The sequence below is a fragment of the Pseudomonas sp. TH43 genome, from assembly GCF_016650635.1.
Classification (GTDB): Bacteria; Pseudomonadota; Gammaproteobacteria; order Pseudomonadales; family Pseudomonadaceae; genus Aquipseudomonas.
The window spans coordinates 380,849-403,967 of record NZ_JAEKFI010000001.1 but is presented as its reverse complement, the minus strand read 5'-3'; the positions used below and the strand labels follow the sequence as shown (position 1 = coordinate 403,967).

15 protein-coding genes and 3 pseudogenes are annotated in these 23,119 nt (G+C 54.2%); 15 read left to right on the top strand and 3 right to left on the bottom strand.

Annotated elements, in window-relative coordinates:
* Positions 1-91 precede the first annotated feature (91 nt).
* Complete coding sequence (locus JFT81_RS01610; RefSeq protein ID WP_201226675.1) at positions 92-769, bottom strand: DUF5710 domain-containing protein; 678 nt, start codon at positions 767-769, stop codon at positions 92-94.
* Between the two features lie 1,072 nt (positions 770-1,841).
* Here JFT81_RS01610 and JFT81_RS01605 point away from each other — a divergent pair.
* From JFT81_RS01605 to JFT81_RS01585, 5 genes are all read left to right on the top strand, one after another.
* Positions 1,842-2,069, top strand: a complete 228-nt coding sequence (locus JFT81_RS01605) for a helix-turn-helix transcriptional regulator (RefSeq protein ID WP_241088120.1) — start codon at positions 1,842-1,844, stop codon at positions 2,067-2,069.
* A 664-nt stretch (positions 2,070-2,733) separates the two neighbouring features.
* Positions 2,734-4,044, top strand: a complete 1,311-nt coding sequence (locus JFT81_RS01600; RefSeq protein WP_163023015.1) for an ImmA/IrrE family metallo-endopeptidase — start codon at positions 2,734-2,736, stop codon at positions 4,042-4,044.
* A gap of 35 nt (positions 4,045-4,079) precedes the next feature.
* Positions 4,080-5,690 (top strand): adenylosuccinate synthetase, encoded by a 1,611-nt coding sequence (locus tag JFT81_RS01595; RefSeq protein WP_201225831.1) that lies wholly within the window; start codon positions 4,080-4,082, stop codon positions 5,688-5,690.
* 12 nt (positions 5,691-5,702) lie between these two features.
* Positions 5,703-6,356: a hypothetical protein gene (locus tag JFT81_RS01590; RefSeq protein ID WP_150742153.1), complete on the top strand. Its 654-nt coding sequence runs from the start codon at positions 5,703-5,705 to the stop codon at positions 6,354-6,356.
* A gap of 5 nt (positions 6,357-6,361) precedes the next feature.
* A complete protein-coding gene (locus JFT81_RS01585) occupies positions 6,362-6,916 on the top strand; it encodes an AAA family ATPase (protein ID WP_122545103.1) in 555 nt (184 codons plus the stop codon).
* 134 nt (positions 6,917-7,050) lie between these two features.
* Here the strand turns inward: JFT81_RS01585 and JFT81_RS01580 are convergent, their stop codons facing one another.
* Entirely contained in the window at positions 7,051-8,178 is a 1,128-nt protein-coding gene (locus JFT81_RS01580) for a site-specific integrase (RefSeq protein ID WP_201225830.1), read from the bottom strand.
* A gap of 78 nt (positions 8,179-8,256) precedes the next feature.
* Between JFT81_RS01580 and JFT81_RS01575 the strand changes: the two genes are divergently transcribed.
* From JFT81_RS01575 to JFT81_RS01535, 9 genes and pseudogenes are all read left to right on the top strand, one after another.
* Positions 8,257-9,219, top strand: a complete 963-nt coding sequence (locus JFT81_RS01575; RefSeq protein WP_201225829.1) for a DNA-binding protein — start codon at positions 8,257-8,259, stop codon at positions 9,217-9,219.
* A 67-nt stretch (positions 9,220-9,286) separates the two neighbouring features.
* On the top strand, positions 9,287-11,560 hold the full coding sequence (locus tag JFT81_RS01570; RefSeq protein WP_201225828.1) for a P-loop NTPase fold protein: 2,274 nt from the start codon (positions 9,287-9,289) through the stop codon (positions 11,558-11,560).
* A 381-nt stretch (positions 11,561-11,941) separates the two neighbouring features.
* The gene (locus JFT81_RS01565) at positions 11,942-13,693 is read left to right on the top strand and encodes a hypothetical protein (RefSeq protein ID WP_201225827.1); all 1,752 of its coding nucleotides are present in this window, start codon (positions 11,942-11,944) and stop codon (positions 13,691-13,693) included.
* A 481-nt stretch (positions 13,694-14,174) separates the two neighbouring features.
* Positions 14,175-15,383, top strand: coding sequence for a caspase family protein (locus JFT81_RS01560; RefSeq protein WP_201225826.1), 1,209 nt, complete (start codon positions 14,175-14,177; stop codon positions 15,381-15,383).
* Positions 15,380-16,858, top strand: a complete 1,479-nt coding sequence (locus JFT81_RS01555; RefSeq protein ID WP_201225825.1) for a hypothetical protein — start codon at positions 15,380-15,382, stop codon at positions 16,856-16,858. Before JFT81_RS01560 ends, JFT81_RS01555 begins: the two co-directional genes overlap by 4 nt.
* Positions 16,858-17,892: an MBL fold metallo-hydrolase gene (locus JFT81_RS01550; RefSeq protein ID WP_201225823.1), complete on the top strand. Its 1,035-nt coding sequence runs from the start codon at positions 16,858-16,860 to the stop codon at positions 17,890-17,892. The genes JFT81_RS01555 and JFT81_RS01550 overlap by 1 nt, the downstream gene beginning before the upstream one ends.
* 15 nt (positions 17,893-17,907) lie before the next feature.
* Positions 17,908-20,088 carry a CHAT domain-containing protein gene (locus JFT81_RS01545; RefSeq protein WP_201225821.1) on the top strand — a complete coding sequence of 727 codons (2,181 nt, stop codon included), beginning with the start codon at positions 17,908-17,910 and terminating at the stop codon, positions 20,086-20,088.
* A gap of 176 nt (positions 20,089-20,264) precedes the next feature.
* A pseudogene (gene tnpB, locus JFT81_RS01540) lies at positions 20,265-20,408 on the top strand (IS66 family insertion sequence element accessory protein TnpB); the annotation flags it as partial.
* Between the two features lie 48 nt (positions 20,409-20,456).
* A pseudogene (locus JFT81_RS01535) lies at positions 20,457-20,799 on the top strand (transposase); the annotation flags it as partial.
* 260 nt (positions 20,800-21,059) lie between these two features.
* Here the strand turns inward: JFT81_RS01535 and JFT81_RS29345 are convergent.
* Positions 21,060-21,179: pseudogene (locus tag JFT81_RS29345) on the bottom strand (glutathione-dependent disulfide-bond oxidoreductase); the annotation flags it as partial.
* Positions 21,180-21,902: 723 nt separating this feature from the next.
* Here JFT81_RS29345 and JFT81_RS01530 point away from each other — a divergent pair.
* Positions 21,903-23,081 carry a DUF5710 domain-containing protein gene (locus JFT81_RS01530; protein ID WP_201225819.1) on the top strand — a complete coding sequence of 393 codons (1,179 nt, stop codon included), beginning with the start codon at positions 21,903-21,905 and terminating at the stop codon, positions 23,079-23,081.
* Positions 23,082-23,119 lie beyond the last annotated feature (38 nt).

Below are 23,119 nucleotides of genomic sequence, written 5' to 3'. Positions count from 1 at the left end.
CGATACAGCGCCTTCTACTTACTGGTTCCAATACCGCAGGCGGACCTGAATCTCGCCAGGTCCTCGGAAAATGCGGAGCTGGGTAGGGGGATCAGGGTTGCTCGCGAATTTGCATCCAGTCGAAAAAATCTTCTGATGCATAGCCAACGCTACAGTGTGCGTCGAACCGTTCGTTGATTCTGGTGAGGGCTATCCGCTCAGCCTCATGAGGCGCAGTAGGGAAGAAGGCCCCACCAGGCTCGCTGTGCATGAAGAAATCGCCGAGCTTCACGCCGCAGTTTTCACAGTGATTCATCCAGTAGCGGCTGCCCACGGCTTTGCTGTACGCCAGCTTGAAGTGGTTGGTGAAGCGATGGATTTGCTTCGTGACCAAGGGGGAAATGCTGTCGACGTTGGAAACTGTGCCGCGATACCCGTGGGACTTCCATTCGCCAAGGTTGCTGGTCAGTGCGAAATCTGAGTCCTCATTGATGTAGTAGTCGAACTCCTCGTGCTGCTCCGGCAGCTGGAACGAATATACGCGGGTTACATTGGAGCATCCCCAGCAGTCCGATATCGACTCCATGACATAGTAATAGGGTGCTCTGACGCTGTATTCAGGTCCGTGCTCTAGATCTTCGTGCTGTGTGACCGGCAGCCATTGAGCCAGTGGACCAATATCGACGCCTTCGGGGATGTACCAGGTCTTTTGACTTGCGTCCCATTTGGCCCCGAGCGATTTCGCTTCGTCTTTTTCTGCAAAGGGGACTTTTAGATCAATCCTTGCCATTCCTGTTCCTTACTTCCTTCGCACCATGAGCCACTAGGCCCAGCGCCAGAGCGCTCCGGCTAGATTCATGGACCCAGTATCTCAAAAAAACACGTGATATCAGTATTGCTCTTTTGCAGCAACTACAGTTCATCGATCCCGGGAAAATGCTGGAAATGGTGGCCGGATTCTGAAGATGAGGACCTCAGAAGCTCTGGGGTAGACGGCATCCGGCCGGGCATTAATCACTAAGCGACTCTGGGATTCCTCAGTCTCCGCAACTTCGCCGAATACCAGGGGCTTCATTGCTCCAGATGACGCCAGGGTACGGAGTCGCTTGATCGATCTGTAAGTACAAATTGGCGATGCCATTGAGAGGCCCCCCGCAGTCGTTGCTCAATCACCGTGCTTGCCGGCACTTGCTAAGGTGCATAGCGGCTCACCCCGCGCAAGGGTGGGGGTGGCGACTGCAATGAGTATCTATTGAACGCCATTAGCTGCGTTTAATGATCTTTCGATGAGTGCGGATATTTGATGCTGGTGTGGCTCTAGGTGCGGTTGCTGACCGAAGCCTGGGGGATCACCCATCTTGTATAAGATTGTGCACTCTTGGATATTTAAAGGGAAAACCAGCGCGTCGTCGGTATACATGAATCCGGAGGTGACCTGGAAAATGTATTTCGTTCGCACGCGTCCACCCGGTGCCTGGAACCGCCCGTGGGCTATGGCTATGAGAGGTTGGACGATCCAACGGCCTGTAGCATTGAGCCAAGGCGGTAACGCCATCTGAACATCCACAATGCAAGATTGAGAGCCATCGCGGTTGCAATCATCTAAGAATCTCACCAATCCAGTGCTGCAATCAAAACCCTTTATCTGGACGCGGGCGTCGCGATCTAACTCATCTAGCACTGCCACGTAGACACGAGCCGTCTCGTGCAAAGCGCTTTTCGTATTTGCTGGCTTAACCATAATCAATCCTCAATGAGCCCTATAGATTGTAGTGCTATAGGATTCAAAAAGGCTTCATCGTTCCTTTTGCATGGTGAGCAAAATGGAATTGAAGGAAGCATTCGCAGAGGCCCTACGGAATATGAGATTACGCAAAGGGCTCACGCAAGAAGACTTTGGCCTGGTCAGCAGCCGAACCTACATCAGTAGTTTGGAGCGAGGTATGAAGGGCGTCACCTTGGAAAAGGTGACCCAGCTCGCAGACAGGATGGAGGTTCACCCCCTAAGCCTGCTTGTAGAATGTTTTAGGGTTCAGTCAGGCGATACGCTGGAAGAGCTTTTTGAGACGATTCGAGGGCAGTTGACTTAAGCAAGGTGCGGATGCTCGCGTCATTTATGTCGGTACCTTCTCCAAAGCTCTCTCACCGCAGCTCAGGTTGGGCTATCTGGTTCTTCCATGTGAGTTGGTCCAAGTGTTCTGGGAGGCCAAACGACTGACCGATCGTCACTGAACCTATAATCGCCACGTTCGCCGTCTTCGAGAGAACGAACACAGGCGCAAAGCGCTGCTGGAGCTTTTGAACAACATCTTGCGGCGTTTGGACAACTCGCCGGCGTAGCGGCGGGCTAAAATGGAGTGTTAACAATGCCGGCGCTTCGCTCCCAGGATGAATCGACGTTGCTAGCAAGGGGCTTGAGGGGTGAAGCGGACGTGGCTTAACAAGGCGCGGGGCGAATAGCAGGCGGGGCGTTGGCTGATCGCCGCCGGCGCGCTGGCAAGCCCTCGCGTGGTCACCCCGCGCCGGATCCTTGGCTAGCGAGAACCGCTTGTCGGAACCCAGTCCGATCTGGCATTGTCGACGCGCTGACCTTTTTCGCTCACAGCCCCCGAACAGTGCGGCTGGGCAATTCAGTGGCAAGGCTTTTCGCCGAAGCGGGCGATTGATACGGACATATGAGCACTTCACCCAGTTATGGAGACAAGCGACAATGGATGTGTCGACTCAGCTGCAGCCCTCAGGAAGCGTTTCTCTATGACTGCCCAATTTACCTGGACCAACCCTTCGGTGCTCAGCTTTGCCGAGGGTGAAGATCCTGTCATAGCGATGGAAAGTCGCGCCCGCCAACTGGTCCTTCAGGCAATGGACGATGGTTGGGGCGGCCCCCCCTTTGACCCTCTCGCGCTTGCCACTTTGCTCAATATCCGCACGGAAGCTCGCGGAGATATTCCCGACGCCCGTCTGCGCCCACTCGACAGTGGTCACCTGGTGCTGGAGTACAATCCCATGCGTCCTCGCGGCCGGCTGAGATTCTCCATCGCCCACGAAGTCGCTCACTCGTTGTTTGCCGACTGCAGTGAAGAAGTCCGCCACCGTAACGGCGACACGGCGAGTCGGCGAGACAACTGGCAGCTTGAAGTGCTGTGCAATATCGGCGCCGCAGAGCTGCTGATGCCATTGGGAAGTTTTCCCCAGTTGGCGGACAGTGTCCCGACCATTCGCCAAGTGGCAGAGATCAGAAAAACCTTCGATGTATCGGTCGAGGCGTGCCTTATACGAAGCATTAAGCTCGCCACATCGCCCAGTGCGGCGTTTTGCGCCTCTTTCCATCCGGAGGATAATGCCTATCGAGTCGATTACGTCATTCCGGCCCCAGGCTGGAGTTGCCCGATCAGACCCGGGCAATCCTTTGCCAACGAAGGCGTCGTCTCTGAAGCCAGTGCAATTGGGTTCACGTCGATTGGCGACGAAGAGCTGCAGGGCAATAGTTACCGAATCGAATGCATGGGCCTCGCTCCCTACCCTGGAAGCCTGGTCCCACGAGTCGTCGGTATTCTTCGTCCCAATCAAGACACCGAGTTCAATCATCCGTCGTTAAGTGAAGTGGTGGGGGATGTCCTGTCACCCCACGGCAGCGGCCCGAGGCTTATCGCCCATGTGGTGCCTAACACTCCAGCACAATGGGGCGGACGTGGGTTTGCGCACCAGGTAAAAAAACAGTTCCCTAACGTCTGGAACCAATACAAGTCAGAAACCGTGGCCGCAGACCGCATTCCTGCACTTGGCCAGGTTTACATTGGGGCACATCGTAATGGGATCAGCTTTGCGCACATGGTGGCGCAGAAAGGGTACGGCACGATAAAAGGCCAGCGTCTGAGCTATGCCGCCTTCGCCTCCTGTCTGTCCCAAGTGCGAGAAAAAGCCCTTGAGATTGGTGCCTCTGTCCATATGCCCCGAGTCGGGACAGGGCACGGGGGGGCAAACTGGGAGGTGATTAAAGAGCTCATCACGGAAGAGTTGGTTGACAAGGGCGTTCGAACAACTGTTTATCAACTGCCTGCCTAAGCCTAAGCGCTTGAGCCTACCGTCAAGGAAGTCGGATGAAACCCAAAGCCATCGTGTTATCTGGCCGTGTCGGCGCCGGGAAAACTACGTTAGCTCAGCTCTTGGTAGCGAAGGCGGGGGCAAAACTGATCAAGACGAAAGACTTGATTAAGGACGCTATCCCGAGCACGGGCACCTCTCGCAGAGCTCGCCATAATGCGGGCCTAAGGCTTGACCGATTGACCAACGGTGGCTGGCTCGCCAATACGCTCAGCTCACGTTTGATCAACGACAAAGACCTGACCCTGGTGGTTGTCGATGCGGTCAGGTCGGCTGAGCAAATTAAGTTTCTACGGCATAGCGGCTGGTTGGTGATCCACGTTCATCTGCAGGCCAGTGAGCACGTACTTGCCAATCGCTATGAGCAACGTGGCAGCGCCGCAGAGACGGCTGGCTATGACGAAGTGGCGGGTTTTTCGACCGAGCGTCACTCTAACGGCTTGGCGAAAATCGCAGACGTGGTGATTGACAGTGATCGCTGTAATCGTGACGACGTCTACGCGCGAGTGATTGCTCGACTGGAAAACCGTCCCATCATTGCGCAGCCCATGGTCGATGTGTTGGTGGGCGGGCAATACGGGAGCGAGGGCAAAGGCAACATTGCCCACTATCTGGCCCCTGAGTACGACGTGCTCGTCCGCGTCGGTGGTCCCAATGCTGGGCACAAGGTTTATCGGATTGACGACCAGCCCTACACCTTTCGGCAGCTGCCCTCCGGCGCGCTGGGCAATAAAGACGCCACCCTAGTCATCGGCGCCGGCGCCGTGATCAGCTTGGACGTGCTGCTGCGAGAAATAACCGAGCTGGCACTCACCTTTGACAAGGTGATCATTGATCCACAAGCGATGATTATTGACCAGGCGGACATTGTGTGGGAGGAGCAGGTTCTTAAGACGGCGATTGGCTCGACGGCTCAAGGGATTGGGAGTGCCACGGCCAGGAAAATCCTCGAGAGGGTCCCCGATTCGAAAGTTCGCCTGGCTAAAGATATTCCCCGCCTTAAGCATTACATACGAGACTCCGTGGAGTTTTTTGCAACCTGCCTGTCGGGCGGAAAAAGGGTGATGCTTGAAGGGACTCAAGGGACCTCGCTCAGCCTTCACCACGGCTTTTACCCGCACGTGACCTCCAGGGCCACGACGGCCGCCGCGTGCTTATCCGAAGCCGGCTTGTCACCCAGGCACGTGAGAAAGGTGATGATGGTCTGCCGAACCTATCCCATCCGTGTCGGTGATTCGGTGACGGGAATGTCTTCCGGTTTCATGAGCCAACCCATCGAATTCAGCGACATCGCCGAACGTTCAGGCATTCCGGTAGCAGAGTTCGCGCAAACGGAAGTTGGCTCGGTGTCGCATCGGCCACGCCGAGTCGCGGAGTTTGACTGGGCCCAACTGAGAAGGTCGTTGATCCTCAATGGTCCGACGGATATCGCCTTAACCTTTGCGGACTACATCGATATCAAGAACCGAACTGCCTTTCGCTATGAGCAGCTTTCTGACCAAACCCTGCGCTTTATTGAAGAGATCGAGAAGGTCAGTGGAATTCCTGTTTCCATGATTTCAACCGCGTTTAATGAAAGAAACATCATTGATAGAAGAATGTGGTAACCAAGGATCATCATGCAGCTAGAGACCTTTATCGCCCATTACCCTCGCTTGTACCACATGGCCGAAGCCGGCACCTGGCCCTCTATTAAACAGCACGGCTTGCTGAGCACCCTCGCAGTGCTGGATCGGTATGGTATTGCTGGGCCTCAACGCCTGGTTTTGGAGGCCCAGCACCGGCCTAGCAAGGTTACGGTAGGGCCACTAGGCAACGCTATCGTGCTCAGGGATCAGATCCCTATGCCGCCCAAGCGCCTTGAAGACGCGCTGATCGATGGAACCACGCCAAGCCAATGGTACAAGCTGATCAACAGCAAAGTTTTTATGTGGGCAGAGGAACACCGGCTGTTCAAACTGCTCAATGCGCGCAGCTACAAAAGGCTCACCCATGACGTGCTGACTATCGATACGGCGTCGCTGGTCAGAGATTACGCGGAGAAAATCATGGTGTGCCGCATGAACTCGGGTAACACGTTTCCCATGCCTCACGCGCGAGGCCTTGAGGATTTCATGAGCATCAGTGACTACCCGGTAAAACCCAGGTCTGGGGCACCGGTCAAGAAGGTGGTGGAAGTGGTCACGGACTACTCTATCCCGAACATCAAGGACTATGTGATCGAGGTTCGTTCGATACAGGGGCAAACCGTTTTGGGCCACATAGGCGTATAGCCGCGATGAACAATCTCTGCGTCCTTCTCATCAGCGGGCCACTGGCGGTGGGGAAAACTTCAATCCGCAAGGCCCTGATCGCCCGGCATGGGTATGCTGCCGTGCAGTCAAGTCCCTACCTTAGACAACTCGCGGAACGCCGGGGAATTACCATCGAACGAGCTAACCTTCAGAGCCTAGGCGATGCCCTGGACCTAGAGACTCAATACAGTTGGATCGTGAAAAATGTCGCCCTCCCTCAGATAGCGGCGACGCCTGAGCAACACCTTTGGGTCGTGGACTCGGTGCGAAAAGCGGAACAGGTCAGACTGTTTCGCGACTACTTTGGATCAGTAGTCACGCATGTTCATTTCACTTGTCCTGAGTCCGTCCTGAAAAAACGTTACGACACGAGAAGTCGCCAGGAGGATGGCATTTCTTATGAGGACGCCATAAATCATCCCAACGAAATTTCGGCGCGCGGCCTTTCACAGATTGCTGACCGGGTCGTGGAACTTGAAGCGCTAACCAGCGAAAAGGCCGCTGACATAGTTGCAAAATGGTCCAATCCGGGCAGTTGACTGGTACCTGCCTTAATGGCCGAGGGTATTGCTGCCTTAGGGGCGCTTCTGGCCGATTGTTGACTGTTGCAACTGCGCACCACCGATACGATCAACTGATTAGTCGGTATTGGGATAGTAAGTGTTCCGCCCACTCACCTTGGGTGATTACCTTCCGGAGGTTCTTCGTCATCAGCGGTGGATGACTTGAGTAGGGTCGTGGCTCGACTTTCGAGCAGTGCACCGGCTTGAAAGTAGCCCATTACCGTACTCACGCTGCGGTGCTCGGTCATCGCCATCACTTCACCCAGTGGTACCCCCTGGCGACCGGCCTCGGTCACGAACCCTGAGCGCAAACTGTGCGCTGCCCAGTCGCCGTCCAAGTCAGCCAGTTTTGCACGACGCTGAACGATGCGCGCCACTTGGTCAGCTGATAAGCCTGCCGTTCCCACGTTGTCACCCTTATACAGGCGTCGAAACAGCGGCCCCGACTCTGCAGGCGCAGCCTTCAGCCACTCGGTCAGCGCTTGAGCGGCGGGGCCGCGCAGCGGTTTTTCACGCCGGGTGCCGCCGGTGTCGGTCTTGGTAGTGCCTAAGGCATACAGCCAGGTGTCAGCATCCAGGCGACGCACATCGCCGATCTGCAAGCCAACTACCTCGGAACGTCGTCGGCCACCACCACTCCAGGCTAATAGGAGCAGGGCGCGGTCACGCTTCCCGCGCACGCCATCGGTGCAGGTGGCCAGCAGTGCCTGCAGCGGCTCAAGCACAATCGCGGTTTTCTTACGTACGCTGACTCCCTGGCGTGATTGGGCCTTGCGTGCGTCGCGCAGCAAGGTCTTCAGCTCCGGTTCTTCGCACGGATTGTCCCAGCCGTTGAGCTGATGCCATTTGCCGAGCACCGAAAGGCGGTGACTGACGGTGTTGAAGGCCAGCGCCCCCAGTCCGCCCTTGACTCGCGCGGTCACTAGCGCCGCGTCGACCGCCGGCGGCAGCATGTGCGCCCAGGTACCGTCGGCCAGCGGCCGGGCCAGATGATCCAGGACGAACTGCACAGCCACGGTCGCGGGGAGTGGCGCATCGCCCAGCACGTGACCGTAGCGCAGTTGCAGCCACGCCGACCAGTAGGTCAGGGCGCTGCGGTAGCTGCGCACGGTGTTGGTCGCAGTGCCGGCGGCGATAAAGGCGGCTGCGGCGTACCGGGCGTTTTCGGCAAGAACATGCAGGTCCAGCGGCGATTCGTCGACCAAGGGCAACTGGTCTGTAATATTTAATACGTTCAACGTATGATAAATCCATAAATTAATAAATAACGTCGGATAATCTTTAATTATCAGACCTAATATAGCCAGAGGTGAGCCATGGCGGTAGGGGTACCGGAAAACGACGTGTTTGCCGCCGCGGATGCGGTGTTGGCCCGTGGAGAACGGCCAACGGTTGAACGTGTCCGCCTGGAGCTGGGGCGCGGCAGTCCGGCTCGCGTCGGTGGTTTGCTCGATCAATGGTGGGCGAGGCTGTCCGAAAGGCTGAGCGGCGAGACTCGCCTGCCGACGTTGCCGGCGGAGGTCTCGCAGGCCTTTGTCGCCGTGTGGCAACAGGCGATCCATCTGGCACAGGGCGTTGCTGAGCAGGCGTTGTCCGAACAACGTCAGGTCTTGGTCGCCGAGCGCGAGCGAGTTGCCGTCGTGGAGGACCAGGCTCGTCAGGACGCCGCACTCGCTCGGCAACATGCGGTCGCCGCACAGACGGCACAGCAAGTGAGCGAGACTCGGTTGGCGGACTTGGAATTGTTGCTGGAACAGCGTACGGCGCAGATTGAAGATCTGCAGGAGCAGCGCAGTGGCCTGCAGCAGTCCTGCGCCGAAGCACAAGGTCAGGTGCAAGCTTCGCAACTGCAGCTGCAAATGCTGCAGCAGCAGGCCGACCAGAAGCGGGCGGCGCAGGAGTTGTATGTGCGCGGCATTGAGGAGCGAGCGTATCGCGAAGTCGACCGAGCGCGGGAAGAAGGCAAGTCGCGCCAGGTAGAGATGCGCGAACTGAAGCGCCAGTTGAAGGATATTCAGCAAACGCTGGAAGTCTGCCGCACGGCACTGACCGAGTGTCAGCGCGAGGCCGCAGCCCAGCAAGCGCGCGCTGAACTCGCGGCGGAACAGGGCGGCCAGGAACGAGCCGCCTTGCAAGCACGCGCCGAGGCGGCGCAGCAGGGGCTAGCCGAGGCTCAGCGCAACGCCATTGCGCAACAGGCGCGCGCTGACACCCTCGAAACTCAGTTAGCTCAATTGCGAGACACATTGCAGAGCAAGGATCAGCGCAATCGACCTTGATCGGCGGCACCACCTCAGTGTCGCCGCACCGAACGACATGAAACCAAGGTTTGCCTAGGAGCCGCTGATGACCAATGATGACCTGCAGTTTGCCCATGACCGGCCGATCGCGATGCAACAACACGACCTGCTCGACCGCGCAGGCTTTGCCCAGCGCCTGGCGCTGGCAATCAGCTCTTGGAAGAATCAGGAGAGCCTGGTCATTAGCCTGACGGGCAGTTGGGGGAGCGGCAAGAGCTCCATCAAAAATATGGCCCTTGAACAGTTGGCTGCAATCCAAGGTTCCCAGGTGATCGAATTCAACCCTTGGCAGTGGGCCGGTCAAGATAAATTGAGCAGCGCCTTCTTCGAGGAAATCTCTCGAGTCGTTCAGCGCAAGAATCCTACCGAGGCTGACAAGCAACTGGCCAAGGTGTTGCGTCGTTATGAGCATCGCCTGAATGCCGGCGCTGCCGTGCTCAGCGGTACCGCCAAATGGGCGCCGATACTGCTCGGCTCAGCCTTGGTGACAACCGCGTTGGGCAGTGTGGCAGAGGGGACTGCTGCGCAGGTGACTATCTGGACGGTTAGCGCCGTCAGCTGGCTCGGCAGCCTTGCTCCTTGGTTGAAACAGGCTGCTGAATGGTGCACGAAGCGGTCGAAAAACCTCGATCAGGAGGCCAAAGACAGCGAGCTGACACTCAGCCAGATCCGCGCGGAGCTGCAGAAGTTGCTCAGCGCGCGGCAGAAGCCGCTTTTGATCGTGCTCGACGATCTGGATCGGTTGTCGGCTGAACAGTTGAAAGCTATGTTCCAGTTGGTCAAGGCGCACATGGATTTTGCCAATGTGGTGTTTCTCCTGTTGTTCCAGCGCGACACCGTCGAGCAAGGGCTACAGCGAGCGGGCTTTGACGGCGCGGACTACCTGGAAAAGATCATTCAGGTTCCGTTCAGTGTGCCGGCCATTTCTTCCGGGCAGTTGGAGGCGGTCCTGTCTGGCAAACTGGATGCGATTTTGGCCAATGAGCAGCAATTGCAGCAGCGCTTCGATAAAGCTTATTGGGATCAGATGTTCCAGCGCGGAATGCGACCGTTTTTCGGCAACTTACGCCACGTCTACCGCTACGCGTCGACCTTGGCGTTCCACTGCCGTCTCTTGCGCGGCACGGAGGTGGCCGAGGTCAACGCGGTAGATTTGTTCGCTCTGGAGTGCTTGCGCGTTTTTGCCCCGGAGACCTATGCGGATATGCCTCGGCACAAAGCATTGCTGACCAACAATGAGCCATTTGCGCGACAGGACGAGCCGCAGCGGGCCCGTATCAATCAGGTGATCAACCACTTGGTCTTTTTGGCCCCGTCCACTCATAAGCCTGCCACCCGACAATTGCTGCAGGAAATGTTTCCGACTCTGGACTGGGTGTTCAAAAACACTGAATACGACCGGCAGACACAGCTTCGCTGGCTTATCAATTCGCGGGTCTGCTGCGATGACGTGTTTGATCGCTATTTCGAACTGTCAGTGCCCGAGCAAGATGTGCCTAATTCGCTATTGCACGAGTTGGCTCGACGTATCGTCGATTCAGGGCCCTTCACCACACTTCTGGCAAGTCATGAGGAGGATCGCCAAGCGGAGATTCTTCAGCGGTTGTTCGGTTTGGTGGATGAGTTCCCCCTCGAACTGTCATTGGCGGTGGTGCAGACGTTGTTGCAGGCAGGAGACGTAGTGGGTCGCCGTATGTCCTTCACCAACTGGTCGCCTCGCCAACAGGTCGTTCGTCTGCTGCGGCTGTTTCTGCTGCGACATGACGACGAGGCCGCACGCAGCCAACTAGTCATCGAGGCTTTTGCGGTTGGCCCAGGGCTCGTCGTCGTGGAGCAGCTTTTAGCATCTGAATATGCGCTTCGGCGCAAGGCTGATTTCGGCTGTCTGGATGATGCTGGGCTAGAGCAGTTGAAAAGTGCCTATCTCTGCAACTTACGCGAGTTAGCCGAACGCGACCCTGAGGCCTTCTTGGCGAATCCGGATTTCGAGTCCTACCTGTACGACCTGAATCGCTATGGTGAGGGTGGGGACGAAGGGCGTCGCTGGAGCGAGAGGCACATCACCTCGACCACACGATTTCTCCAGTTCGCACAAACGTTGGTCAACACTCGCAGTCGGTATAGTGGCGATGGCGTGACCCATATCGACGAAATATCGCTGCACTCACTGGACGAGTTGCTGGGAAAGGAGTGCTGTGCGGATTGGGTCGCGCGGCTCGACACAGGTGAGTTGAGTGCCGACGCATCGCAGATATTAGGATTGGTCAAAGAAGCCTTGGCCCACCCCGCGCGAAGCGAGACTGCAGAGTGGAATGATTAGCGCAGCTTGAACCCTGGCAACTGCCCCGTATCGCGAGCCCATCCGACTACCGATGCGGCCGTGCCGGGTCTGACGTTTTTGGCCGCCTGAATAGGCGGTTGCAGCGCGTCGCCTACGCGTGAGGCGCGCTGTCAAGCGATGATCAGGGTGAACTGAACTATATGTGCGAGCAAGCGGCATCGGTCCATCCCGATTCCGCATCTTGAGCAAACAACTGATCGCTACCGCGAACGCCCCCCTGCTACAGTGGTCGGTTGCGACCGAGCAAGACGTTTTAGTCGCGCCGAGTGATGGCAAGCCCTTGAGATGGCCGAAAGCCAAGCGACCAACTTCAACCGAGATACAGGCCGAGCACCGTGCTTGGCGATTAAGGACCCTCCCATGATGGATTATCTTGCTGCCTTTCCGCTTCCAGAGCACCTGTTGCCGGCGCGTTTGCGCGAGCTGCTGCTGCCCGTCGGGACCGATCCCGAGCTGCGGGTCGAAGTCAGTTGTTTCACAGACAATTACCAACACGGCGCGCAGGAAGCGGTGTACATGCTCATGGCTGTCGTTCCTGACGATGGGCAACCCATGCCGAACCTGCACACTGATCAAGGTCAGGTGGCTTTTTCGACCCCGATCCTGCGCGACAAGGGAAGCGAAAAAGGGTTTTCGCCAAGCGTGAGCGGCCACGACTACATCGTCGCGTCCTGGAGCGATGGATCGTTCTACAGCTATCACCTGGCGGAAAAGGTCTGGATGGCGTTAGGGCTGACTCCGCGTTGTTTCGGCAATGAAAAACAGCGTCTAGCCTACGACGATCTGGGACTGCCCGAGTTTAACGTCGCCGAAGGTGAGATCTCCGCACAATACTACTTCAAGGCTTCCCGGCATGTGCAATGGCGTATGTCCAATGACTACTTGCGCCGCTACTTGTGGCTGCGTGGGGGACGTGGCGTTCGGCAGTTTTATTACAAAGCCCAGCTTGAGGATGGAGCGGAACTGCGAGCCTGGATGAACAGACGCCCATTCGTTGAACTGGGTGGACCTGGAAGCTGGCTGGAAGGGGATGTCCGTGCGAACGGTAGCGGTCTGCTCCTGCAGGTGTGGGCTACAGTTGAGGCAGTATCCTGTCAGCTGTCACCGCAACAGACCGCCGAAGGTCTGCATTGGCCGGGCGTCCAAGGCGCGGTCACGCACGCTCGGGCCAACGACATCTTCAATGCCGCCACGATCTATCTGGATGACCGATTCTTGGAGCGATATGAGCAGAACCACTTCTACGACACAACACCGGTCAACCTCCACGGTTTCTGGCACTGCAGTCCGTCCTATCTGGGGCAGTGGGCGTTCACCGGTTGCGAGCGCGTCGGCCGTAATCTGATCAGGGTACAACTGCGCGACCTGTACAAAGGTGTGCCTGACCGGGAAATTCTGCATGCGCATGTCCATGCGCTGACGCCCAACCAGATTGACGCCCTTGACCTAGGCGTTGAACACATCGTCACCAAGGTGGGCCGGTTATTGGATCAACTGCTGACCTTGGCCGACAACCTGTCCGCACTTGCGAGTCACCTAGGCATCGCGAAGGCCGCTGAAGACTTGATCGGCTTTCAGCGCAACGAAATCAAAGACAATGGCTGGTTACATTACCCTCAGCTGGAAAAGCTCGCCCAAGTTGCCCCGTTAGCGATGACACAGCAGGCGTTTTTGGCGCGATGTAAGTCTATCCATGAGCTCTGGCAGCGGCTACCCAACGGCTTCCTTAAACAGCTCCTACACTCGGCAGGTATACCTCGCGCCCAAATCGCCAATAGGGCCAGCTTGAAATTGCTGCAAACGCTGCTCAATATCGTGCAGCGTTTGGAGGGTGACGAAGAGGCGGTTGACGCCTTCAAGCGCGCTGAGCCGCCCGAAGGCTGGGATGATCGCAATGCTGATTTGGCGATGCTGTTCGTGGCCAACGACCTGCGTATTGCCGATGCACACGATTCTGTGGGCGAGTCCCTGCAAAAACTCCAGGACCAAGGGTTCGACAGTGCGTCCCTACACCAGGGATACGGTCTTGCACTTGATTTTGTGCTGGACGGTGTCATCACGTCATTCGCAGCGATCAATACCCCGCTGTGCCGGATCCTGGCGCGGAACTGAAGCGGTAGGCGTCCGCATCGCTGGGATTAGGCTGAACCCCCTCTAGGGCCTCTGCACATGATGGGCCGCAGGCGGCGACGGGATCATCACTCCCTCAGTCGGTTCGAAGGAGGCAAGCTCAGTCACCGCCGCGGATGATCGAGGAGCGTTACCACGGCAACTTTAGACGCACCAGCTGACGCTATAGACCAGCCACACGGAAGTCGTCATGCCGCGCCTGCAGGGCGGTCGCATCGTAGTGGCGAGCACGGTTCCGTAAGGGTCACCGAGGTGAGGGTTGCAGGTCGATCAGGCGTAGGGCCGGCTCGACCTACCAAATCCCGGGCAGATTGTTTATTCAACAGTTAGAAGAGTGAATTAGTCGTAATTGTCTGGGAGGAGTGATGCTCTTCAATGCCGCAATCTCAATGTGCTAGCATCTAAAGGGCCTTTGGAGCACGGTGGATGCAGGCAAAGAAAGATTTATGTGAAGAGGCTAGTAATGGACGCTGACCAAATGCAAGAGCATGGGCCACAAGACGAGCAACGAATCCTCCCGATCAGCACTGCATCAGACTGCGTTGTACATGACACCAAAAGTGTTTGGCCGAGCACTCATGTATTAATAGTCGGGGTAGGGCACTATCCCTATTTCATCGATGGTGGTCCTGATTCTTTTGAAGAAGCCGAACTTGGACAACTCTCATCCCCTCCTGCTTCGGCCAGAGCCTTGGCACGTTGGTTCATTGACGAATATCACTATCCACCGGCACCGCTCGGTTCCGTCGCGTTGCTCATCAGTGACGATGCCGATGTGCCTTTCGAGACAGCCTCTGGAAACTGGGCGCTACCAAAACCTGATTATGACAATTTCGCTAAAGCTGCTGATGCATGGTATGAGCGAGGGAATACTGACGAAAGTAACCGACTGGTTTTCGTCTTCTGCGGACATGGATATGGTCAAGGGAGAATCTCATCCCTATTGATGTCCGACTTCAATTTTAAAAGTCGCGCCCGATGGGATAGCGCACTAGATCTCGGTGCATTCGTATCCGGGATGGCCACTTGTGCGGCCGCAGAACAGATTTATTTCATCGATACCTGTCGACGACCTCACGGTGCGCTGCTCGCACCGGATGCGGCTATCGGGCGCACCCCGGTCCATGCAAAGGCAGACCCACGAGAAGGATTTACAACCCGGGTCAATGCACCGCTGATCTTCTCGACCGGAGACGAACTGCCCGCACTTGCTCGAGAGCATGGTGTCAGTGTTTTTACTGCCGCTTTTTTGAAGTCGATGCGCGGTATGGCTGCACGTGATGACAATGGAGAAACGGATTGGAGAGTGAACAACTATTCGCTTTTAGAGGCGATGGCGCATGAATCAATTCGATTGACGTCACCCCACTTCAAAACCCCACAGCAGCCTCAGAGTGGTGAGGCTAGAGCATTCGATTTCCATTACCTGCGTGAAAATCCGGTCTCGCCGGTATACCTTGTTCGAACGGGGGGAGAGGCTTGTGGGCCTGGTGATATTCATTACGAACTCCGAGGTAAGCCGCAGATTCGATCGTGCAATGCCAACGACTATGAAATCGAGTTGGAACTTCCATTTGGCAGATATAGCTTCACTCTAAAACAGGGCGAAACAGAAATTGCCAAAACACAGCAACGTTCCGCGCCAACATGGAAGAGGGCTAGCTTGACATGACAGCAAGAACAGAAGGGAAGGTAGAGCTGCGTGTTCAGTTGCATGACGGGGAAGAGGTTCTTTTTGGCGTGCCAGTCCAGTTTCGCCCTGTAACTGAATCTCTGGATGACAGCGCCGGTCGGCGCGGTGATAGCAATCGTAAAATGATGACTTCCATCGCCCCTATTTCCATGGATTCTGACATGTATACGAGGGTGAGCCTGGAAGTCGGTGAGTACGATATTGAAGCCATCCTTCCTTCCGGCGAACACCTCTCTGCAGAACTCAACGTTAAGCCGGGTAAAACACACAAGGTTGTATTAATTGGATGCAACACATCCACCAATTTCAATAACGGATCAAATTTTGCAGAGCGTGGATCACCTCCGAAAAAGCGCCCTAGAAAATCTCTGGATGAGCCAAGCCATGAGCTGCATCGCGAGTTAAAGGTTTCTGTTGGAAGCATGCTAGTCAGCAAAAGTACACAGAGCACATTCGATCCGTCGAAATGGAGAGACTGGTTTCAATTGCTAATGAATCGATATCAACATCGAGAGGATCTTAATGCCGATATTTTTTCGCTACAAGAAAGTGAAACCGGATTGACTGTTCAACAAGAAGAAGGTGTCGACGGACTGTCTGCGCGCATCAGTTTAATTTCACAGGAAAGGCGACAATTCAACTCGGCCCATGTCGGGGGCAAAAGAGTATATATAGAAATAAGTAACGCACATGAATCGCGCATAGTCTCTCTCCCGTGGCCATGGGGTGAGTTTGGCACAAGACCTGGTTCAAAAAAGTTTGAAATCATTGCGCAAACTAATGGAGAACGCTTGCACTGCACGCCACTTTTGATCGATGCCCGCTGGGGCAGTTTGTTGGCGTATATGAGCAGTGGCCGGCTATATCTGGCAAGTAAAATAATCAAGCAGGCAAAAGACGCCTTGTTTGGAAAGGCCGAGAACCCCCTTGCTGCCGCAGTGGGTGGCTACATACTGATGTCCACTGAACAGGATGATGAAGCTGAAGATTGGCCATGGTGGTTAAGTAATCTTTCTGAGCGTTTTCCAGACTTTCCCGACGGTGCAATCCTTCGTGCCAGATGGTTGCTGCGCAAGGGAGGAATAGAAAACATAAGCAAAGCTCATGATTTACTTTATGGTTCCATTCAGCGCGGCATCCCCTTTTTTACAATTGGAATTACCTGGTTGATTGAAGGCCTGGAACAGACGTCTATTGGCTGCTCGACCTGTGATAAATATTTGAAAATGATTCGTGGCGTTGCAAGATCTGTGGATCTAGAGCAAGCATTTACTTCATTCGTTATTTCCCAGTATCGTCCATATGGTTCGTCTTCACCGTACTATCGAAAAAAGCCCGCGATCAATAAGTCGCTTAGCCTTGCTCCGGTTCAGACAAAGCGCTTGAACAAACAAGAGTCGTTTAGCGTTAAAATTCCAAAACATTCACTGAAGCTACCACTGCTGAGAGACTGATGTTTAAACTAGAACTTCTTCCGGCCTGTGAAGGTGACTGTCTGATTTTAAGCTGGGGCAATGAAACTATTCGAAGAATCCTTATCGACGGTGGGCGTTCAGCAACCGCTGAAAGTATCAGCGCGTATGTCGATCAACACCAACTGAAAGAGGGTGCTTTCGAATTGCTAATTGTTACGCACATCGATCGCGATCATATCGAAGGTGCGGTTGAGCTGCTAAAAAATACAAATTCGAGAAAGCTAATAAAAGAGGTCTGGTTTAATTCCAGGTTTGATCTCGAACAAGAACCACTTGCGCCGGGATACGAGGAGTTTGGGCCACGAGATGGCGAGCGACTAAGCCGACTAATCAAACAATATCAGATACCGAATAATCAGTTTACCAATGGCAAACCCGTGGCTGTATTGGATGAAGTTCTCCCCGTCATACTCCTTCCCGGCGGTCTGATACTAACCGTCCTTTCTCCTGAACCCAAACAGCTTTCGGCGATTATAAAGTCCTGGGATTATGCGCTGGAGGAAGCGCCTGAAGGCTGGGAGGCGTTCGGAAACCCCCCTCCAATAGATATAGATTTCCTTGCGGGTAAAGTATTTAGAAAAGACTCGGCCAAACCGAACGGCACCAGCATCGCGGTCGTTGCTGAGTTCGAAGGTAAACATGTTCTTTTGACAGGTGATGCCCACGTTCAGCGACTCTTGGATTCGTTGGCTCTTTATCGAAAAATGCACCCTGATCTCGGGGGATTCTCTCTCGTCAAAGCCTCTCACCATGGAAGCCAAGGGAATACTTCGCTGGAGCTTGTTCAAGCCTTGCAATGCAGTAACTGGGCCGTTTCGACAAATGGCAGTCAGTTCAAGCATCCAGACAAAGAGGCGATTGCTAGAATAATTGCAGGGTCGCCAAAGAAAACCACACTGCATTTCAATTACAATTCGAAGTTCACCTCATACTGGCAAAACCCCTTTACTGGGGATTATTCTTTTGGTCTTTGTTATGGTCAGGACGGCTACATCCCAATAGATATCACATAAAAGGATAGGTGCGCATTGAATATACTTACTGTCAACACCCTTTGCTATATTATCATCACGAACAAGGATGGCGCGCAATCATTCTTCAATCAATATGATCAGTTCCTTATTGATAATGTACAAATCTTAGAGAAGATCTGTACGCTCCCCAAGGATTTGTCTGAGTTCTTCTACGATAAAGAACACATGATCAGCAATCGCCTGAGCGGTGTTTTCAATGGATACAAAATACAGCTCCTGTCCTCCTGCAAAGATGTGTGGCGCTCTCCGTACAAATTTAACGTTGTATTTATGCAGCACCCGGATCAAATTGCCGAGCTCCCATCAAATACGATAGGGGTTTTAAGTAATCACAGAGGGGCTGCTGATAATGACTTAATAAGCTTTAGCGACTTAAATACCTCAAGCCTACTACAAAAAGTCAACGCTCATGCAGATCGACTGAATTCCGATGACAAGAAGATATTTCTTGAGATTAAAGATGCTTGCGACTTCAATGCCAGTGACAAGAGACTGAACCTGAATCATACTTTTGAAAAAAGCATATTTAATACGGCAAGCATGAGCGTGCTGAGTTCCTTAAGAATTGATTACGATTTTAAAGAAGTAAGTGGTGATTATGATCAAGGGCGAGTGTTTGAGCCTAGGCAGTTCGTCAGCCGGATCAGGGCTCACATTCTAGAAAAAATTACGCCCAAAGTATGGTTGCCTTTCAATGATATTGTGATCAGTGATCTGTCCAGCGACCTCAATACTTTGGTTCGGCCAGACCTGTATACCGAAAATCATTTAAAGAAAGAGGGGTACAACGACGCCGACGCGCTTTGCGAAGCGATCAGCTTAATCAATCACAACCAAACAAACTGCGGTGCAAATAGAAATGTTTATTTAGAACGCTATCACCAGGAAAGAAACCTTATTGAAGCATTGATTTCAGTGTACGCCTCCAGCTACGCGATACCGTGCATCAAATTGCCCTTGGTAAATGGCTCCATTCATGACGCATTAAAAAATGTCGGAATACTGGATAGAAAAAACAACCGGCAAGATGTTAACGAGGTAGTGCTTTCGCTCACTGATGAGCTTTCAAGAAATACGCTACCCTTGCTGAAAACGATACAGAATGCCTACACATCCAGTGTTAAAATCATTTCAAATCTGCCCATCGAGTGGGCAAATCAGAATGGCCTGCCGCTGATGGTTCGGCATGAAGTAAGTAGAATTCCGGTTTCTCCAGGTGTGGCAGCAACGCATGCACTGCTTGATAGTGAGCAAATTTCTCTGACCATCGATTCTGTTGCAAAAATAAAAATCATCAGCTCCTTCAAGGATGATGATGAAATCAAAGATCATTTAAAGAACAAAGTGGCATTATTTTTGGACTCAATAGCTGACACTGGGAAGCTGTATGAGCAGCTGAAGTTTCATAACGTTTCGCCAGATGTGCCCCCCTATGATCCTCTGGACATGAAAATAGAGTGGTGCAACGTGGCTACTTCGGAGGATCTGCTGGAGCAGTTGAAAAGTAATGATTGTGCAATCACGATTTTTGATTTGCATGGAGGTCACAGTGAAAATGGTTCCGGTGTATTACAACTGCGAGATGAACTAGTATCCATATACGATCTGGTTGGAAAGTTTAACGCTTCTCCTATCGTCATTCTTAGTTCTTGTGATACCAGCCCCATAGACAGGAATCATAATTCTACCGCCGCCGCATTTCTCCTTTGTGGTGCAAAAACAGTGTTGGCGAGTGCACTGCCCATATTCAGCGATGAAGCATCTACATTTATCGCGCGCCTTCTACTTAGAATAAAATTATATTTACCAAAACGCCTCGACAACAATAGCGGTATAAGTGTGCGCTGGTCGAGTTTTGTGTCCGGAATGATAAAAAGAACTTTTTATAGCGAGTTTTTTGACTTGCTCAAGAATAAATTCAATCTTGACGCCAAGGTAAAGTCTCGACTGAATTTTTACTCAGGTAATCGACTGGATCCCCTAAGTGAAAACTGGCATGAAGAAATTATTCATAACACCAGCACTGTCACCGGGCTGACGCCGGCCAGGATAAAACAAATCATGCGAGAAGAATTTGCCTTGCCTGAGTGCTTGAAATATATCCAGATTGGCAACCCTGAATCGATCATTTTAGTATCGGAAAATCATATCCCCTTGGCCAAGAGAAAGGTCTGAGGCCGTATCCAGGGGCCGTCAATCTTGGCTGCCCCGTTGCCCTGCATATCATCAGCGATCACAGATCGAATGCGCTACTGGCAATCTTTCCTGTGTCGGATTCTGCCGCCCATTCCTGCGCACGGCCTACGATCTCACGCAGTATCCAGTGCTGCGGTGCCGACCACGACAGCTCGATGAACGGACCTGAAAGTTCGTCGCTTGCGGTCAGTAGGGCAACGTCGTCGGACTGGCCGGGGCTCAACAAGCCACGCAACCGCGTGAAGATCTTGTACTGGGAACGCAACGGCTTCTGCCTCTGGCTCAAACGCCTGGAGTCAGAGCGCTTCAAAACGTCGCCCGACGTGACGGACGAAGCGATTGTCCTGACCGCTCAGAATGCCTTGGGCAAAGCCATCAGTTACCTCGCCAGTAACTGGAGCAAGCTGGAGCGATACGTCGAGGAAGGCTACCTGCCAGTCGACAATAACGCCGCTGAACGCGCGATCCGCCCCTTCGTGATCGGAAGAAAAGAACTGGCTGTTTAGCGATACGCCCAAGGGCGCGAGAGCCAGTGCTCAACTTTACAGCCTGGTCGAAACTGCCAAAGCCAACGGCCAAGAGCCTTATGCGTGGCTGCGCCACGCACTCGAACGCCTGCCAACGGCGACATCGGTTGAAGATTACGAAGCCCTGCTGCCGTGGAACTGCTCACCCGCATCGGCTAGCTGAGCGCGCCAGCCATATTGAGTTCGGTGGGGTTTATGGAGCGCTTACGATTCAAAAGGCACCCGGTGTTGGTCAAGCGATTTTCCGGCCATAACGATGTACCCCGAATCGCCCTCTGGCGAATGAATCGCGGACACATGCATCGGTGGCTGACCCCGGCCTTTGCATAACGTGGTTTGATGATTGCCGCTCCCTGAACTGAACGACGGATAGTGTGCCGTGTCACTGCCTGAATCACCTGTGACACGTCTCGCACCAGGCGCTCAGGCCAGATCATCCGCCCCGTGGCGCTCGGGCACCTGACTTGCCTTGTCACCCCAGGCTCTGTTGACACGCTGGCCGCGAATCACCGTGGGCCGGTTGGCAATCGGCTCTGCCCAGCGTTACGCGGCATACATGAACTGTCCACACGGGTGATCGTGCTTGGGGAACAGCGTTCCGTCGGCATAATCGCGTGTAGTCACGACCGCATCGTGCGGCATGCCCTGATAGGGGAGTGGGGTTATCTCTCGCATGGCCCGATACTAATGAAAAATGGCCTGAGACTGAAAGCGGGCCAGTTCATTTGCTTGCATATATCTTTAGGTGCAAGCATTTCCGCTCGACGGTGGAGAACGATAGGCCGTGCACAAAAAACTATTAAAAATTTTCTATCAAATACTTTCTGGCTGCTACTCCTCCTGGCAGGCGGATAAAGACTCATAGCTACCATACAACGAAACCCATAGTCGCCACTCATTGTCGGGGCATCGCTGCTGGGTTCAGCCCCCCCGTTAGTGGGGCACCGTCGTTCAGCATCTATCTGAAGCGTCGACACTGTTCGATTCCAGGTAGCATTCCCGTGGCGGTTCTACTACCGACCTACCAGGCGGTACAAAAAACCCATTCTGATCGCAGCAGCGCCATTGGCGAGGTAAGCAGCGCTGAAACATCTAAACGACTAGCGTGCCGCAGAGATGCTCGCCCGACTTTTTCACCGCCAGACGGTTGCGGAGGGTAACGAAGCTCTGCGCGGATGAGTGGTGGCACGTTGACACCCTGAAGGTACAATGCGCGGATTCAGCCCGTGCCAGCGCTAGGCCGTACTAACCGGTAGGATCAAGGAAATGTCCAAACGTATCGATTTAGCCGTGCCCTTCGTAGAAAAAGAAGAGGCCAAACAATTTTTCGTCGAGTGGGATGAAGTACAGCGAGTCTGGTGGACCACTGAGGAGTTCATGTGCGAGGGTCTGGAGCGCTGGCTACCATTCCAACCCACTCCGGAAGAAGTACTCGCGGTGCTGCCACCGTTCAGTTCCACGGAGACCGAACGACAACACGTGGAACTTCTGGCGCAAACCTGTGAATACCCCGAATGGCTGTTGCTCATGCTGCCAGGCGGTTTATGGGGCGCGTTCCTACGCGCCGATCTTGATAGTCGTGCGGCTTCCGCAGTGGTTGAAGGTGACTACGCGCAAGGCTGTTGCTACGTGTCGAGGACTCCCGCCGATACGCTGACCTTCATGCGCGAACACCGTGTTTATCAAGGAGTTCTGCGCGGCGAAGATGATCATTGGTCGCAAGGCGATAACCGTCAGGATGATCTCGATGAAGCCCAGCCTTGGCACTGTACGGGGCAACTCACCATCGGTCAGCACACGATCGAAGTCCAACTGCCGCTGAGTTGTGCGAATCTGATCGCCCACTTATCCGCAGATACGCCGGTGCTGGAAAAAGACAGCCCTCTGTCTCTGGCGGTGTTCGCGCATTTGGACCGCTTTACGCCAAGCTCGGTGAAGTCGCCGCTGAACAAGCAGTTGGATCTGGCCTACGAAATTTCGCAAAAACTGCGCATTCCGTTGTCAGTGGAGCAGCGCGAAAATCGCGCCGCATGCGTGGCCTTCATAGAGCAACATAAGACTGATCTCACCCTGTACCGGGTGATCTTCACCGAGATTGATCGAGGTTCCTGGCCGCTGGCCAAACGTATCAACAACTATGTGAAATGGTCCACCGCCAAGACGTTGTTGGATACCGGTGTCCCCTGGGAGTCAATCGCCGAGGCATTGGGAGTTAAAACTCGGGCAACTGTCGAAAAGTATGCAGCGAAAGCCACCGAGGCCGAGAATGAAACCCCTGAATTGCTGACCATCCCGCTGTACCAGGATCTGATTCGACTGGGACGTGGTGGCCGGAGCGTCGACTTGGCGTTGCGGGAGATGGCCGAAACTCAGGCTTGGGAAGTCTTCAGTCGAGAGCGTCGCATACGTTCAGTCCTGCGACGGCAATCATCCGCTGCTAGCTAGTCAGTTTCTTTGTTATCTTCAAAGCGACCGTCGTGTGT

What these genes read in the sequence shown, in the direction of transcription:
- JFT81_RS01610 (WP_201226675.1), bottom strand. Translation starts at nt 769, where the DNA reads ATGGCAAGGATTGATCTAAAAGTCCCCTTTGCAGAAAAAGACGAAGCG.
- JFT81_RS01605 (WP_241088120.1), top strand. Translation starts at nt 1,842, where the DNA reads ATGAGATTACGCAAAGGGCTCACGCAAGAAGACTTTGGCCTGGTCAGC.
- JFT81_RS01600 (WP_163023015.1), top strand. Translation starts at nt 2,734, where the DNA reads ATGACTGCCCAATTTACCTGGACCAACCCTTCGGTGCTCAGCTTTGCC.
- JFT81_RS01595 (WP_201225831.1), top strand. Translation starts at nt 4,080, where the DNA reads ATGAAACCCAAAGCCATCGTGTTATCTGGCCGTGTCGGCGCCGGGAAA.
- JFT81_RS01590 (WP_150742153.1), top strand. Translation starts at nt 5,703, where the DNA reads ATGCAGCTAGAGACCTTTATCGCCCATTACCCTCGCTTGTACCACATG.
- JFT81_RS01585 (WP_122545103.1), top strand. Translation starts at nt 6,362, where the DNA reads ATGAACAATCTCTGCGTCCTTCTCATCAGCGGGCCACTGGCGGTGGGG.
- JFT81_RS01575 (WP_201225829.1), top strand. Translation starts at nt 8,257, where the DNA reads ATGGCGGTAGGGGTACCGGAAAACGACGTGTTTGCCGCCGCGGATGCG.
- JFT81_RS01570 (WP_201225828.1), top strand. Translation starts at nt 9,287, where the DNA reads ATGACCAATGATGACCTGCAGTTTGCCCATGACCGGCCGATCGCGATG.
- JFT81_RS01565 (WP_201225827.1), top strand. Translation starts at nt 11,942, where the DNA reads ATGATGGATTATCTTGCTGCCTTTCCGCTTCCAGAGCACCTGTTGCCG.
- JFT81_RS01560 (WP_201225826.1), top strand. Translation starts at nt 14,175, where the DNA reads ATGGACGCTGACCAAATGCAAGAGCATGGGCCACAAGACGAGCAACGA.
- JFT81_RS01555 (WP_201225825.1), top strand. Translation starts at nt 15,380, where the DNA reads ATGACAGCAAGAACAGAAGGGAAGGTAGAGCTGCGTGTTCAGTTGCAT.
- JFT81_RS01550 (WP_201225823.1), top strand. Translation starts at nt 16,858, where the DNA reads ATGTTTAAACTAGAACTTCTTCCGGCCTGTGAAGGTGACTGTCTGATT.
- JFT81_RS01530 (WP_201225819.1), top strand. Translation starts at nt 21,903, where the DNA reads ATGTCCAAACGTATCGATTTAGCCGTGCCCTTCGTAGAAAAAGAAGAG.